Genomic DNA, 15981 nt, shown 5'->3' on the forward strand with positions numbered 1-15981 from the left:
AGTCACAGTGCCAAATGAAAAAAGCGAGGTATTCAACGATTTAATCGTTGAATACCTCGCAATGTGAGAAGATATGGACTTTTTCAGTGCCCTTCAATTTGTCGAGGGCTTTTTTTAGGCTCTGGTAGCAGCTTGGAGTTCTTTATTCGCTCCGCTCCCTACTTCCACCTATCCAAAAAACCCCTTTTAACAAAACTGCTAAAAGGGGTTCCAGCTATTTCTGCCAATTATTAAGTTCCTTTAACAACTCAGGTAGCTGCAATTTCTTAACATCAATCGGTGGTAACGCCTTGACAAATTCCTTACCGTACGACTTTGTTGAAATGCGGCGGTCTAAAACGATAAAGGCTCCTTTGTCCTGTGATGAACGAATTAAACGACCAAAGCCTTGTTTAAAACGCATGATGGCTTCTGGTAGTGATAACTCGTTGAAGGAATTTCGACCTTGTGCGGTAATATGTTTTGCTCGTGCCTTAAATACAGGCTCTTCTGGTGAGGAGAACGGCAGGCGTACAACAATAACCGATGCAAGTGCATTACCTGGAACGTCTACACCTTCCCAGAAGCTGTTAGTACCAAAAAGAACGGAGTGACTAAACTTTTGGAATGATTTCAAGATTCGCATACGGCTACCACCTGTGACGCCTTGTGCAAAGAGCATATAGTCATCAAGGAGTTCACTATCTTGAATAAGCTCCACTGTTTTTCGAAGCATGTCCTGTGCAGTAAATAGGACAAAACAACGTCCTTCCGTCATCCGCACTGTACGTGTAATGGCATGGGCGACCGCTTCAATATATTCATCCTGTGACACATGTTGAATATCGGGCATATCTGTGACAATAAATGCCTTCGCTCCTGCATAATAGGATGGTGGCGCTTGGAGCTTTCTTACTTGCACACTATCAGAAATACCGAGTTGACGCGTCACAAAACGTTCATTACCTGGCACAGTTAAAGTACCTGAAGTCCACACAATACTTGCCTGCTTCCGAAGTGGTGCAAGTACTTTTTCAATGATAGGCGTGATATTAACAGGCTTTTTAAAGACGTGCAAGCTCCCTGGAACGCTCCGTAAATCAAATTCTAACCACACTGAATTATCATCCTGTGACGATAGGAAAATTTCCTCCCATTCAGCGATTTTCACTTTTAATTCACGGATCCAATAATGCCATTCCGATAATATATAGAGCTCATTTTTATCTAGTTGCTCAATATTATTTTCAAAAGCCTGCCCTACTTCCGTCGCAAGATCAAGCCACTGTTGTGTAAGCTTACTCACTTGTAAAAGCGGTTCTTTTGCTAGCGATACATCCTCTAAAAACAAAGTGCATTTGCTACTAGCCCTTTTTCCTTTTATTTGTTGCTGCATTTTTTGAACAGCCCGCTGAATAGTGTCATCGAATGTCCGTTGCAGGCGTATAAATTGTGCATCTAGTCGTTGCAAGCTTTGCATAGAAACACGTTGTTTTTTCTTAGCTGCCTGACTAAATTGTTGGAACAAAGCAGTTTCCTCCATCGTTCCTATTTGACCGAAAATGTACTTCCACTGCGTATAGGAGAAGACAATTTCGTCTTGCTGCATAGCAGATTGTATAAATTGATGTGCTTCGTCAATGATCCATCCGTCAATTTGTGTAAAGATTGGTGTTTGACGAACTAAATCACTGAGTACCATAGAATGATTGGTTACAATGCAATCGGCAAATTCACTATTTTTTAACGCTTGCTCATAGAAATCAAAGCCCTTTGAAGGTTTTTCATCGGGCATTTTGCGGATTTTCTCTAAAAATAGTTGTCCACCACCAGATACATTGAGCTCACTTAGCACACCTGTTTCTGTTTTGGTCAGCCAAACGAGAATCTGCAAAATCGTAAATGTATCATCATAAGTTTCATCAGCATAAGCCATACATTGCTCAAAGCGTGCAACGTCAATATAATGCTGCATGCCCTTAAGAACAGCAATATTTACTTTAGTGCCTAGGATTTTTTCAATCTTTGGGAGCTCTTCCTCAACAAGCTGCTCCTGCAAGTGTGACGTATATGTGCTAATCGCAATTTTTTTATCGACTGCTCGAGCATACAAAATCGCAGGGAGTAGATAGCCCGCTGTTTTACCAATACCTGTTGAGGCCTCTATCACGCACTCCCTTTTGTCATTTAGCGCCTGCCAAATAGTGTCCATCATTTCGAATTGTGCAGGTCGTTGCTCAAAATTTGGCATCGCCTTTGTCATTAATGCTGTTTTGTCAGCTGTTGTTTGCGGGTACGATACAATCTCCGAGTTAATTGTACGCTTTTTTCTTCCATCAGAAATGGCCAAATTACGATAGTAGGAGACATTCTCATTAACAGTTACATGCTGTCGTTTAATTTGAAGAGCCTCAAAGAAAAGCTGAGATAAATTTGATTTTAATCTGAATGAGCGTTTATGCATTTGTTCAAGAGTTAGCTGTGGGAGACTGAGTAGCTCCCTCCAGCAATGTTTAAAGAGCTCAGCCGTTGCACGGGCATCGTCATCAGCTCGGTGTGCATTTGTTAGCTCTATATTTAAATCTGCCGCTAAATCACCTAGTTTAAAGCTAAGTGACATTGGAAATAATATTTTGGCAAGCTCAACCGTGTCCATCTTTTTACCTTGCCATTTCGGTAAACCTGCACGCTTAAATTCTGCTTGTAAAAAGGATAAGTCAAAATCCGCATTATGCGCGACAAATACACAATCAGCAAGCAGTTCATATATGTAGTCGGCATGTGCCTCAAACGGCAAGGCATCCTTTACATCCTCATCCGTAATATGCGTTAAATCCTGAATGAAAGTTGGAATGGCCTTACCTGGATAAATAAACTTCGTATACGTTTTCTCAATTTTCCAATCTTTCATAATAACAATTGCTATTTGAATCATTCGGTCCCCATTTGCCGGTGAATGACCTGTCGTCTCTAAATCTACAATTGCATACTTTTGACTTTCCATCATACATCTCAACTCACAGTTCACATTAGATAGATGAATTTTATCATATATTTGGCTCAACGGCATCCCTTCGCCTCTTTAGATTGAACACAAAAAGAAGCATGTACAATTTGTACATGCTTCCTCCCTATTACATCACCGTTGCTTCTGGTTCATAGGTAATCATTTCTTTAATTGTATTGTCTTCGCCCATAATGGCCACTGTTGGCTTATGATCTTCTGCCTCTTCATGATCTACATACACATAAGAAATAATAATCACAATATCTCCACGTTGTACTAGGCGTGCTGCTGCACCGTTCACACAAATAACGCCTGATCCACGTTCCCCTGCAATAATATAAGTTTCAAAGCGTGCGCCATTGTTGTTATTGACGATATGCACTTTTTCGTTTGGTAGCATCCCTACTGCATCTAAAATATCCTCATCAATCGTAATAGATCCAACATAGTTTAAATCTGCTTGTGTCACTGTAGCACGGTGGATTTTACTGTTCATCATCATTCGTAACATATTACAATCCTTCTTTCACATTAAAGATACAATTATCAATTAAACGAGTATTCCCCATATAGACGGCTGCTGCTAAAAGCACTTGTTCAGTTTCAGCAGTTGCTGGTGTTAAATCTGGATACGCTAATAGCTCAATATAGTCAATGTGGCCATGTGTGCGTGCTGCAATGTGTGCCTTTGCTTTAGCAAGCGCATTCGCTGCATCACCATTCGCTAGAAAGCTATCACGAGCAAGCTGTAGCGCTTCATTAATTGCTGGTGCCTCAAGACGCTCCTCTTCACTTAAATACACATTACGAGAGGATTTCGCTAAACCGTCCTCCTCACGTACAATGGGTACTACTCGCATTTCTAAAGGGAAGTTAAAATCGCGTACCATTGTAGCAATAATAGCAACCTGCTGTGCATCTTTTTGTCCAAAATAAGCTCGTGTCGGCTGTGCTAGGTGAAATAATTTTGATACGACCTGTAAAACGCCATCAAAATGACCTGGACGGCTCGCTCCACAAAGAATTGTTGCCTGTTCACCCGCATGAATACGAATACCACCATCACTCGGATACATTTCTTCAACACTCGGTGCGAAAATAATATCAACGCCGACAGACTCTGCCAAAGCAGTATCCCGTGGCAAATCACGTGGATAGCTTTCAAAGTCTTCGTTTGGCCCAAATTGTGTTGGGTTTACAAATATACTCATAACGACTAAATCATTTTCGGCACGAGCTGTTTTCGCTAGTGTTAAATGGCCCTCATGTAAATACCCCATTGTTGGAACGAGTCCAATTGTTTTTTGAGCTTGCTTAGCTGCTTGGATTTCTACGGTTAGTGCTTGGATTGTAGTTACGACTTTCATTACTTTACGCCCCCATATAGCTGATCCAATGCTTCCTCTTTCATCGTGAAGGAATGCTTCGGCGCAGGGAATGTACCTGCCTTGACAGCTTCTACGTAACTAACAATTCCACGACTTGCTTCTTGGTCCATATTAGCAAACTGTTCCACAAATTTTGGTACATGATGTGAACCGTAGCTTAACATGTCATGATAAACCAAAACTTGCCCATCAGCCTCAACACCAGCTCCAATGCCGATCGTTGGAATGATGAGATTAGCGGATACCATCTCTGTTAGCTGATGCGGAATACATTCTAAGACGACTGCACACGCTCCAGCCTCTTGACATTTTTTTGCATCTTCAATGAGTTTCGTTGCCTGTTCAGCTGTTTTACCCTGAACTTTGTAGCCACCAAGTACTCCTGCTGATTGAGGTAGTAAACCTAAATGAGCTACCACCGGAATGCCAGCTGACGTTAATTTACGAATTGCTGGTAGAACATCGTCTGCTCCCTCTAACTTTAGTGCATCTGCTCCTGTTTCTTGCATCATAGATACTGCCGTTTTCAACGTCTCGTGTACATCACCGTGGTACGAACCAAATGGCATATCCACAACAACAAACGTATCCTTTGCACCGCGACGTACTGCTTTTGCATGATGGACCATATCGGCTACTGTTACTGGCATTGTAGAATCATAGCCTAGTACTACCATACCTAGTGAATCTCCCACTAGAATCATATCGACGCCTGCTTCCTCGGCAAATTTTGCAGCAGGATAATCGTATGCCGTGAGCATAACGATTTTCTCACCTGCTGCCTTCATCTTTAAAAAATCTGAAGTTGTTTTCATCATGTAGTCCCCCTTTTTTAAGGGAAGAAAACAGAAAAACCCCTCTGTTCCTAATATGGACAGAAGGGTAGTGTTTCGTTCGTTATCAAAAATCACCTCTTGTTTTTTGAGTAGAGGCCATAACTTAATAATGGGATACGTAATCAAATCTCTTTGAGAGAATTGCCCATTCCATTGAATCAAGTTATATTTTTGAACGCTTGTTTTCTTCCGTCCCTGTCATATAAAGATCAAGGCAGATATTTATTGTAAATAGTTCTTACGTTTTGAAGGTGCCGTTCACAAAAGGATACTGCCCTTCGCACATACTATAACAGATTCCCCTAGTAATCTTCAAATATTATTTTCTAATAATTACACTTAGTAGTTTTTTCTAATTTCAAACCAATCGTTTCTGAAAGTTTGATTTTCGATAAACTTCATACACTGTAAATAGAAACAGGGCAAATAAAAATGTGAATAAACCAGATGTTACATTTGTAACTGGTACAAAGACGACATCCCAAAATGAATTAATTAAAGCGTGGAAAATAATACAGAGAAAAATACTTTTAGTGGAGAGGTAAATGATTGTCAATAAAAAGGATAGTGCTAAAGCTGTTAGAGAAAACCATAGGAAGTTCATGTTCATTTGGTTTGATCCAATGACGAACCATAATGGCAAATGCCAAACTGTCCAAATAACGCCCACAATAATTGTACTTGTGAAAGGAGACCATCTTTTTTGTAATGTAGGCTGTAAAAAACCACGCCAGCCAATTTCTTCTAGTCCTCCACCAATAATCATGATTGGCAATTCAAGTAACGCCAGATACATTGGATTCTCCATAGTCGCTCCACCCCATAGAGTTGGTAAAAAACACGCCGCAAATGCGAATCCGATTGCAAATAGGTACCATGAAACAGGAAGCTTAGGATTTTTCACATTATGGATAAATGATTTGAACTCTTCTTTAGTCGAATATTTCTTTTTCAACCAAATCTCACAAATTGCAGGAGTAATGCCGCCGAGAATAAATAATAGCATTGATATTGCATTGTCAAACTCCAGCAAATTTAGCTGTGTTAACAAAGCTAAACTGCCCCATATTATCCAAGACGTAGCAAAGGTATAAAATAGAAATCTTCTTATCTCTACTCCCAACTTTAATCCTCTCCTTCTTTCGTACCCAATAGTAATAATACGGATTTGCAAAGTGTATTCATCAATCGAATCTCATCAAACTGCACTTGATCATTTGAGAACATTCCGTAACATTTTTGCAAGACAACGTCTCTCACAATGCCATCAATGGATGTCATCATAAAAGTAGATAAATCCTCTATCGATATCTCAAGCTGAAAACATCCTGAAGAAATACCCTTATGGATTGAATGAAAAATTTGTTGCATCAAATATTGCCCACTTTCATTTTCCACAATGTTCGATAAAATTTTCTTTTCTCTTTCTGGATTGTTAGCAAATAAAATCGTAAGCTCAAATTGAATTTTGCCAACTGTTGATACGTTTTCCTTCATGTACTCTCCAAGAAAACTAAATAATTTAATGATTGTTTCTGAGGGAGAGTTACTCGTACCCGTAATTCCATCGATAATATGTTTATAGTCTGCGTTAGCATTTACTTGATTAATAACATCAACAAGTACTTCGTCCAAGTCTGAATAATAACGATAAATCCCACCCTGACTTACCCCTGACGCTTTAATAATATCCCTCATCGAAATGTCATAAAGTGGCTTAACTTTACATACTGTTATAGCTGCTTCTAAAATGCTGTTTTTCTTTTCCTGTACATATTCATGGCTTACCTTTGGCACTATCTTTACCTCCAAACATTTTAAATGACACCATTGTCATTTTTATCGTAATTTATATACCTTTTATTGTCAATTAAAAAATGACACTGCTTTCATTTTTATTTTTTTCTTGAACTTTTTAATAAAATTTGACAAATCAACGCGATATGTAATATACTTCCACCATACTATACGACGTATAATATAAAACCTCGTATAGGTAAACCATTGTGAGGTGATAAAAGATGACATTTCAGCTTGGCTCAGCTTTACTTGACGCTTGTGTACTCGCCATCGTCGATAAGGAAGATGCTTACGGCTACTCATTAACACAGCAAATACAATCTGTGATGGATATATCAGAATCTACGCTGTACCCAGTTTTACGTCGTTTACAAAAAGCAAATTGCTTAACAACCTACGATCAGCCCTACCAAGGCAGAAATAGACGCTATTACCAAATTACTGATCAAGGTCAAATACGATTACTGGAACTATTAAAAGAATGGCAACAGTATAAAGAAAAGGTTGATTGTGTACTTATAGGAGGGAAATATGATGAATAGAGCAAGCTATTTGAAAAAGCTACGGGGGAAATTACAACGTCTTCCAGCGCATGAGGTTGATGCTGCGCTTGCCTATTATGAGGAATATTTCGATGAAGCAGGAGAGGAAAACGAACAGCGGGTCATTCAACAACTAGGCTCCCCTTCTCATGTTGCATCACAAATAATGGCGGACTATGCATTAAAGGATTTAGAAACAACCTCAACTTCGACTAAGAAGAATGTGTCTGCGATTTGGCTTATCATTCTAGCTATAATATCTGCCCCACTTTCATTACCGTTACTTGTAGTCGCTATAGCACTTATTATTTCATTTGGAGCAGTTATATTCAGCGTTATCATTGCGATTATCGCAACTGTACTTGGTATCTTTTTCGGTGGAATTGTTGCACTTATTTCAGGTTTCTTCATTTTAACTCAGCATTGGCCGACAGCGTTACTCTTTATGGGCGTTGGCTTTATTGTAACAGGTCTGGGCACTCTGCTTTTCCCATTCGTTGCTCGTTTGATCAAAACAATCGTTGTTGTTTGTGTTGAAGCATTAGGTAAACTATTTCATAAAATGATGAAGAAACGGAAGGAGGGATACTAATGACGTCTCGACATACCCATATTGCCATTACTATGATTGCTTTTGGTATACTGTTAGCTCTAGTTGGTTATTTCTCTGGTGGGAAATGGAATTTTGTGTTAACTGATGAAGGCATCCAATTGCCAGAGAACAATAAACTAGTAAACAATTCCTATAAACTAGATGATTTCACTAATCTCAATATTATCAATCACTATGGAGATGTTGAAATTGTTACTAGTGATCGTTATGCATTAGAAACAAATGTTATTAATAATGATGATGTGACGTACAGTATTAAAGATAATACATTAACTGTTGAAACAAAGGCTAAGAAGAAGAATGGTTTAGAATTCGGATTTGGTAGCTTCAGAACTCCTTCCATCAAAATCTATGTTCCTTCAGATGTAAAATTGAAAACCGTTATCCTTGATAGTAATTTTGGGGATACAACCATTCGTGGTCTGAATTATCAGGAGTTAAATCTAATTGAAGATTTTGGAGACATTATTTTTAAAGACACTTCTGGTGATAAAACAGAGATTACACAATCATTTGGTGATATGAAGCTACAACAATTTTCAAGTAACGGCTTCGTTGCCGAAAGTGAACATGGTGATATTAATATTGATGGAACATTAAATGGTCAATCCACTATTACGTCTAACTTTGGAGATGCTACACTTCACTTACAAAATAAAAAAAGTGAACTTGGTTTTGAATTACAAACGGACTTCGGGGATCTTACAATTGATAAGAAAGATCAAGACGACAAAGTATCACAATTATATAAGGGTGATAACCAGCTAAAAGTAACAGTTTCACACGGTGACTTACAGTTAAAGTTAAAATAAAGGGCTTTGGCAAAACGAGGAGTTGATTTCCGTTCCGGCTAGGCGCGGCGTCCGATGAGCAGCTTCACTCGCGATGCTCGCTCCAGGGTCTCATCTGTGACGCTAATCCCCGAGGAGTCGCCTAGCCTCCACTCCAATCAACTTTTTTTTACATGACATAGGTTTTAGTCAAAATATCATCCCAAACTTACAATAATGGACCAAATATCAGAAATGCATTTGTATGGCTCAGCCAAAAAAAAGAAGGGATGATTCCCGTTCCGACTGGGTGCTATCCTGAGGGCGTCGGGGCAACAAATGTTTTCTGTGCGAAAGCGTAGTGCTAACGTAGCGACAGCAACGACAGATGTCTTTTTATGCAAAAGCGTAGCCAATATTCGCGTCACTGTTAAATGTCACTTCTGTTCGATTATGGTGAGTAGCCTAGGACAGAACTCACCTCATTAAAAGTGCCACAACATCATAAAGATTTCCTTGACCATTTTGATTTTAAACACTATGAAGGTAGAATTTATACACTTGTGATTCTGCCTTTATAGTAAGAATTTTTTATGATTCAGTTCTTCCCTCTAAAAGTTAGTAAGAATTTTCTGTTTATTATATTCTATACTCATATTTTAGAAATATATATTTAATTAAAGCAGAATCTGAGGTGAATCGGGTCAGATACGTCCATCATCTTGGAAATAAAATGCGACTTTCGAGGTGATCAATATGAAAATTAGAAAAGCAAACATTGAAGATGCTATAGGTATCGGAAAAGTACATGTTGATAGTTGGCGAACAACATATAAAGGCATTCTTCCAGATGATTTTTTGAATAATTTATCTTACGAGCAACGAACAGAGCTTTGGAAGAAGAATATTTCAGATGCTACGAATTATGTACTAGTGGCCGAAAATGAACAAGGTGAAATAATCGGCTTTGCAACTGGTGGCAAACGAAAAACTAATTCAGTACCCAATGCAACTGATTTAACTTCTATCTATCTTTTAGAAGAATATCAAGGAATGGGAATCGGAAAGCAACTACTCAAAGAAGTATTCGCCTATTTTAAACAAAAAGGATACGAAAAAGTATTTGTTGAAGTATTAGCAGAAAATAAAACACGTGATTTCTATGAATATTATGGTGCACAATATGTCAATAATATAGAAATAAAAATTGGTGGAAAAATAGTAGAAGAGCTTATTTACGTATGGAATGATGTTAATAAAGTTACAGAAAAAATAAAATAGAGAGATATTTAAATATTTTTTTCTCGAAAAATATAAAAGAACGTATATTCTCAGATCGATAATATACGTTCTTGTTTAGTTAAAACAGATAAGCAAGTACTCAACTACTATTTACAGAGTATGCTTATAGTATGTTCTATAAAATCTTTATATCTCCAGCATAAATTGTCCGGACTGTGCCATTATCCTCTGTTAGCTGTAGTACACCTTCATCCGTAATCCCACTGGCAATACCTTCAAAGCGCTCGCGTAAAGTCGTGACTTCAATACGTTGTCCGATGGTACATGACATTTGCTCCCATAGTTCTTTAATGCTAGCAAAGCCCTCTTTTACGTATACTTCCGTGAATTGTTCTAAGTATTGTAAAATCGATGCGACAAGGGCTGCACGATTAATTTCCTCACCCGCTTCTAAACGTAAAGATGTCGCAATATCAGCAATTTCTGGTGAGAAATCTGATTCGACTTGGTTTGCATTAATACCTATACCTACCAGTAGTGCTTGTACACGGTCTGCCTCAGCCTGCATTTCTGTTAATATACCTGTACACTTTTTACCGTTAATGAGTAAATCATTTGGCCATTTAATGGCTGGCTCAACATGTTTATATAATGTTTTAATAGCCATTGTAACCGCAACTGCTACGACAAGCGTATACGATGAAGCTTGCTGAGGAGTAACATCCGGTCTCACAATAACGGTCATCCAAATACCTGTACCATTTGCAGATTCCCATGGACGCGCCATACGACCACGACCAGCAGTTTGCTCCTCCCCGATTATGATCGTGCCATGCGGAGCGCCTTCCTGTGCAAGCTTATGGGCAATTGTTTGTGTTGAATCTACAACATCAAAATAATGAATTTCACGTCCAAAGCGTTCCGTATTTAAAAACAGTTCAATTTGTGTTGGACTTAAGCTATTTGGCACGCCAGTCAGCACATAGCCTTTTTTCTTTACAGTTTCAAATGTATAGCCTTCCTCCTGCAGTGTTTGCATATGTTTCCATACAGCTGTACGTGATACTCCAAGAGAATCTGCTAGCTCCTGACCTGAAACCGCTTCACCATTAGCAGCTAATATTCTTTTTAAAATTTCATCCTTCATGGAAATACTCATGCTCAAATCAATCCTTTAGTAATCTCTACTATTAGTAATTTCTGTTGCTATTAGTAATAATCATACTGTAAATTATGATACTTGACCACAAACTATCATCAAATATCTTTTAGCTACTAGTTATTCACTTTTTTCACCTATATTGTTTCGGATCTTTTTCTCTTTTTATAGGTCCTTTATGAGTAAAAGTCCATTCAATGATATGGTCGCTAATTCTGTCATATACATCATCGTCAAGATATGGCGCATCAAAATTTAATAACGTATCAACGTCCATTTTTATTTCACGTAAAACATTATGATCAAAAGTCTCTTCGTCATTTAGAACTTCCCATAAATAATGACAAAAAAGTTCAAATCCTTCATCCCAATTACAATTTCCGTTATTCTGTGCTTCATACCGAAGTCTTTCAATCGCCCTTATTAGTTCACCTTCAACTGTATCTGCCTGCCCACTCTTCGGAACATAATTTTTCCAAATATATTTAGCTTCCTCAAAGTATTTCATAATAACCTCCATAAAGATTCTTTAATCGGTTTCCAATCAGGATTTCTTTTATCTTCAATCTTTGACTTTCTAACATTATGAATAAATCGCTCTTCTGAGACACCCAAGCGAAAATAGTTTATTTGTGCTTCTACTAAAGAGATTTTATTAGCCCCCTCTTCATCTATATTTACTTTCTGAAAAGGATCATCCTCCCAAAAACAAATTGGACAGATTTCATAATCACCATCACTATTAATTGTTTTATATCCACAACACGAACAAGGATATTTCATACAATCACCAACCTTTCTATTTTATTTATTTCCAGTTCAACTAATTTTTTCACAGAAAAACTTCTTGCTTCTAATTAATATTATATATATTTTTTACCATCAGGTTTTACCTTTCACTCATCTCATCACCCAAATTATGTAATAGATAATGCTTTTTGAACATATATTACCTATCTTTTTTAACAATTCATTCATATAATTAAGGTGAATACAAGGCGAGCAACGGAAGCACGTCCCATTTACTTTACTATTCTTTTGTTTTAATTTTTTAGGAGGTATTATTATGCAAATAATCATCAGTGTACGCCCTTAATAAGGGACGTACACTTCTTTAGCCGCCAGAAATTTGGAGGCTATTATGAAACCAATTTATTTTGTTTATACAAAAGCATTTTCTGATTTTAGTTCCCGCATGCAGTTTATCGGATTGTCAAGTGCACTGTTAATGAGCCCTTATCCTGAGCTTTATATGACCTTATTTTTTATAGGGAGACAAGTTGGAGGTTTGATGATAAGTTATCTTGCAGGGATCGTTGCTGATCGTTATTCAAAACGTCGAACAATGATTTTTTCGGAGCTTGCAAGCGGTGGAATTGTGTTAAGTCTAATTTTTTTAGAACATCCGTTGTTTATTGTGTTGGTTGCTTTTTTACTGGGGATAACATATGTATTTTTCGATGTGAGTTATCGTGCATCCATTCCCTCAATGTTTGGTGAAGAATATCTTACAAAAATTAATACTCTTCTTGTACGTCTTGGAGCAATCATGAGTACTATTGGCTTTACGACTGGTGGCTTTATATCTGCCTTTTTCTCTTACAAGTATCTACTTGTATTTGATGGAATTATGTATTTTGGCTCAGCAATCGTATTGTTAAAAGTCCGCTGGATAGAACCAACTTTGTTACTAAGGTCGACTGAACAAAGACAAACTAACCAAAACATTATTCAGACAGATGGGTATTTGTTTGTACTCATAGTTGGCTTCGTATACCCATTAGCAGCTTCTGCTTATCAATATGCCTTGCCACTTTTCACATCTGTAAAAGAGAATGGTGATTTTTATAATGGCTTGATGTGGTCAACAATTGCCATTGGTTCTTTCCTTTGTTCATTGTTTATAAAAAAAGAAACTGTAAACGAGCGTCGTTATATTATAAGCTTACTATTGTTTGCATTTTTGGTATCAATGACCTTTATTTCTGAGTTAACACCCATCTCATTTTTTATTTTATTACTAGTAGGAGCTTCTGAAGCATTCGTACAAGTAAATCACTATACACTTTTACAGCGCAGCCATGAAAATGTGCGAGGTCGCTTGCTCGGTCTTAACACACTTGCATCAAGATGTGGTTTTTTAATAGGCTTTTTACTATTACCCGTACTGACGAAGTGGATTTCCTTAACATACGGAATTTGGCTAATGCAAAGTGTTTTAATCTTATGTTGTACTGTTTTTATTTGGCGAAAAAATAGATGTTGAATTAAAAGGGGCCGTCTCATTCGTTTTTGAGACGGCTCCTCGTTTTACATTCGAGGTCTACCATTCTTTGCTGAAATAATCATGTTCTATCCAATTCTTTATCTGTTGTCGGTCATTTTGAAGCTCGCCATTGACAACCGCTTCAAGCATCGCCTGCAACACTTCTTTTACCCATGGTCCACCTTTTTTTCCAGACCATTTTATTAAATCTGTACCGCTTACAATGAGCTCTCGCTTGTGTCTAATAGGAAGCTCCATCTGTATTTCATGAATACTTTGCTGTGGCATTTGAACGTCAAGCTGTCTCAGCTTCGCAAAATAACAAGCTGTCTCTAGTTCCTGTTGTGTATACAAAAAGTAATCCATTTTCGTCCAGCCATTTTTTAAAGCTTTCAAAGCTTCTAACACAGCTTTTACAAATGCCATCTCCTTATTCGATAAACGATAGTCACCTAGCACTTCTCGCCAATGATCACCCTGTAAAACCGCAAAATATGCCCAGCCTAATAGCTTGTCCTGCGTGTTAAATTCATACCAGTCATCAGCTTGAAAAGTACCATTCAAATAATTCACTAAGTTACTTTCCTCAAGCTTTCTTATACCGTTAAAAACATCTTTCCCTACCCATAGCTTATCGAGCTCTGCCTTTATGCGCTCCCTTGCAATCCAAGAAATATTATCAGCCTTGTTCTTCATTGCTTTCAAGGTTTCTGATTCGATTAGAAAACCAAGCTGAGCCGAAAAACGCACGGCTCGGAGCATTCGTAATGCATCTTCCGAAAAGCGTTTCTGCGCGTCACCAACAGCTCGAATCACGCCAGCTTCAATATCTTGGCGTCCTCCGTAAAAATCAACATAAGAGCCATCACGACGCATCGCAATGGCATTCATCGTAAAGTCTCGGCGCTGTAAATCTTCTTTTAGCGAACGTACAAATTGCACTTCCTCTGGTCTACGGTGATCCGTATATTCACCATCTGTGCGATATGTCGTTACCTCCACCGATCCAGCTGGCACGATAACAAGTACCGTCCCATGCTGAATCCCTATATCAACCGTGTGTTTAAAGACAGACTTTACTTCGTCTGGCATGGCATTTGTTGCAACATCTACATCGTGGGCAGGACGACCTAGTATAGCATCTCGTACCGCACCACCGACGATCACTGCTTCAAAGCCTGCGTGTTCTAGTTGTTCAATAACTGAATAGGCTGCTTGCCATTCTTTATTGTTTTGCATGATTTCTTTCAGCAACCTTTTCATACAATTTTTCATATTGTTCTACAATTTTAGATGAATGGAATTTTTCATCAACAGCACGGATAGCTGCTTCTCGGAAACGTTGTAATTTCTCCTCATCATTCATTAGGTTCACGGCATATTCTGCTACCGCGTCCGTATCACCTAATTCCACTATATAGCCATCTACACCATGCTCAATGACTTCTGGAATACCGCCTACAGCTGTTCCAATACAAGGTACACCACAAGCCATTGCTTCAAGTAAGACTAGCCCGAATGATTCCTGCTGTGATAGTAATAATTTCAGGTCACTGATCGCATACAATTCAGCCAAATTTTCTTGTTTGCCTAAAAATAGAACATCCTGTACGTAAGGACTTTCCTTTACTTGATCCATTACACGATGCTTTTCTGGACCATCTCCCACAAGTAACAGCTTTGCCTTCATGTTTGCACGAATCTTCATAAAGGCGTCGACAATATGCGGCAGATTCTTAATTTTACGGAAATTAGATACGTGAATAATAACTTTTTCATCTTCTTGAATCCCAAATTGCTCCTTTAAGTTACCTGAATTGCGCGGGAAGTATTCACGTTCATCAACAAAGTTGTAAATCGTGTTTATCGGCTTTACTGTATCGATAAGCTCATAGGTTTGTTGCTTTAATGCCTCTGATACTGTTGTAACGATATCAGATTTGTCAATGCCATACTTAATTGCCTGTGAAAGAGTGGAATCCTGCCCAAGCACCGAAATATCTGTACCGTGTAACGTTGTGACAATCCCAATGTCGCGACCACTCATTTCACGTGCTAAAACAGCACAGACAGCATGTGGTATTGCATAATGCACATGAAGCACATCTAGTTCTTCATCCTTAATCACGTCCGCCATTTTACTCGCTAATGCTATATCATATGGCGAATATTGAAATACTGAATAATTGCTAACTTCTACTTCATGGAAAAAGACGGTTGGATAAATTTTATTCAATCGAAATGGTACGCTTGAGGTGATGAAATGAATCTCGTGTCCTCTCTCTGCAAGCATTTTTCCTAATTCTGTTGCAATAACACCAGAGCCTCCAACTGTTGGATAACAGGTAATGCCGATTTTCAGCTTTTTCATTCGATTAT

At 38.2% G+C, this 15981-nt stretch carries 16 protein-coding genes; 5 read left to right on the plus strand and 11 right to left on the minus strand.

Going from position 1 to position 15981, the window contains the following annotated elements:
• Nucleotides 1-214 precede the first annotated feature (214 nt).
• The 6 genes from dinG to ABH968_RS23500 all read right to left on the minus strand — a co-directional run bounded on the left by dinG (nt 215) and on the right by ABH968_RS23500 (nt 7007).
• Nucleotides 215-2986 (minus strand): ATP-dependent DNA helicase DinG, encoded by a 2772-nt coding sequence (gene dinG, locus ABH968_RS23475; protein WP_370047920.1) that lies wholly within the window; start codon nt 2984-2986, stop codon nt 215-217.
• A gap of 127 nt (nt 2987-3113) precedes the next feature.
• Nucleotides 3114-3497: an aspartate 1-decarboxylase gene (gene panD / locus ABH968_RS23480; protein ID WP_370047921.1), complete on the minus strand. Its 384-nt coding sequence runs from the start codon at nt 3495-3497 to the stop codon at nt 3114-3116.
• A 1-nt stretch (nt 3498) separates the two neighbouring features.
• Entirely contained in the window at nt 3499-4353 is an 855-nt protein-coding gene (gene panC, locus ABH968_RS23485) for a pantoate--beta-alanine ligase (RefSeq protein ID WP_370047923.1), read from the minus strand.
• A complete protein-coding gene (panB, locus tag ABH968_RS23490; RefSeq protein ID WP_370048004.1) occupies nt 4353-5189 on the minus strand; it encodes a 3-methyl-2-oxobutanoate hydroxymethyltransferase in 837 nt (278 codons plus the stop codon). The genes panC and panB overlap by 1 nt, the downstream gene beginning before the upstream one ends.
• Before the next feature lie 379 nt (nt 5190-5568).
• Nucleotides 5569-6333 carry a CPBP family intramembrane glutamic endopeptidase gene (locus ABH968_RS23495; protein WP_370047925.1) on the minus strand — a complete coding sequence of 255 codons (765 nt, stop codon included), beginning with the start codon at nt 6331-6333 and terminating at the stop codon, nt 5569-5571.
• Nucleotides 6334-6335: 2 nt separating this feature from the next.
• A complete protein-coding gene (locus ABH968_RS23500) occupies nt 6336-7007 on the minus strand; it encodes a TetR/AcrR family transcriptional regulator (protein WP_370047926.1) in 672 nt (223 codons plus the stop codon).
• A 224-nt stretch (nt 7008-7231) separates the two neighbouring features.
• Between ABH968_RS23500 and ABH968_RS23505 the strand changes: the two genes are divergently transcribed.
• The 4 genes from ABH968_RS23505 (at nt 7232) to ABH968_RS23520 (ending at nt 10216) form a co-directional block, all read left to right on the plus strand.
• Nucleotides 7232-7552: a PadR family transcriptional regulator gene (locus tag ABH968_RS23505; RefSeq protein ID WP_370047928.1), complete on the plus strand. Its 321-nt coding sequence runs from the start codon at nt 7232-7234 to the stop codon at nt 7550-7552.
• Nucleotides 7542-8144: a DUF1700 domain-containing protein gene (locus tag ABH968_RS23510; protein ID WP_370047929.1), complete on the plus strand. Its 603-nt coding sequence runs from the start codon at nt 7542-7544 to the stop codon at nt 8142-8144. The genes ABH968_RS23505 and ABH968_RS23510 overlap by 11 nt, the downstream gene beginning before the upstream one ends.
• On the plus strand, nt 8144-8977 hold the full coding sequence (locus tag ABH968_RS23515) for a DUF4097 family beta strand repeat-containing protein (RefSeq protein WP_370047931.1): 834 nt from the start codon (nt 8144-8146) through the stop codon (nt 8975-8977). Before ABH968_RS23510 ends, ABH968_RS23515 begins: the two co-directional genes overlap by 1 nt.
• 714 nt (nt 8978-9691) lie before the next feature.
• Nucleotides 9692-10216, plus strand: coding sequence for a GNAT family N-acetyltransferase (locus ABH968_RS23520; protein WP_370047933.1), 525 nt, complete (start codon nt 9692-9694; stop codon nt 10214-10216).
• A gap of 136 nt (nt 10217-10352) precedes the next feature.
• Here the strand turns inward: ABH968_RS23520 and ABH968_RS23525 are convergent, their stop codons facing one another.
• The 3 genes from ABH968_RS23525 to ABH968_RS23535 form a co-directional block, all read right to left on the minus strand.
• Nucleotides 10353-11336, minus strand: coding sequence for a biotin--[acetyl-CoA-carboxylase] ligase (locus ABH968_RS23525; protein WP_370047935.1), 984 nt, complete (start codon nt 11334-11336; stop codon nt 10353-10355).
• 133 nt (nt 11337-11469) lie between these two features.
• Nucleotides 11470-11844 (minus strand): hypothetical protein, encoded by a 375-nt coding sequence (locus ABH968_RS23530; RefSeq protein ID WP_370047936.1) that lies wholly within the window; start codon nt 11842-11844, stop codon nt 11470-11472.
• Nucleotides 11841-12119 (minus strand): CPCC family cysteine-rich protein, encoded by a 279-nt coding sequence (locus tag ABH968_RS23535; RefSeq protein ID WP_370047938.1) that lies wholly within the window; start codon nt 12117-12119, stop codon nt 11841-11843. The genes ABH968_RS23530 and ABH968_RS23535 overlap by 4 nt, the downstream gene beginning before the upstream one ends.
• A 358-nt stretch (nt 12120-12477) precedes the next feature.
• Here ABH968_RS23535 and ABH968_RS23540 point away from each other — a divergent pair, with 358 nt between their 5' ends.
• Entirely contained in the window at nt 12478-13602 is a 1125-nt protein-coding gene (locus ABH968_RS23540) for an MFS transporter (RefSeq protein WP_370047940.1), read from the plus strand.
• Nucleotides 13603-13659: 57 nt separating this feature from the next.
• On the opposite strand, the gene ABH968_RS23545 is transcribed toward ABH968_RS23540, so the two are convergent.
• Nucleotides 13660-14841, minus strand: a complete 1182-nt coding sequence (locus ABH968_RS23545; RefSeq protein ID WP_370047941.1) for a CCA tRNA nucleotidyltransferase — start codon at nt 14839-14841, stop codon at nt 13660-13662.
• Entirely contained in the window at nt 14828-15973 is a 1146-nt protein-coding gene (gene bshA, locus ABH968_RS23550) for an N-acetyl-alpha-D-glucosaminyl L-malate synthase BshA (RefSeq protein ID WP_370047942.1), read from the minus strand. The genes ABH968_RS23545 and bshA overlap by 14 nt, the downstream gene beginning before the upstream one ends.
• Nucleotides 15974-15981: the final 8 nt, after the last annotated feature.

Origin of the sequence: Lysinibacillus sp. RC79 (genome assembly GCF_041262405.1) — a bacterium.
Taxonomy (GTDB): Bacteria; Bacillota; Bacilli; order Bacillales_A; family Planococcaceae; genus Lysinibacillus.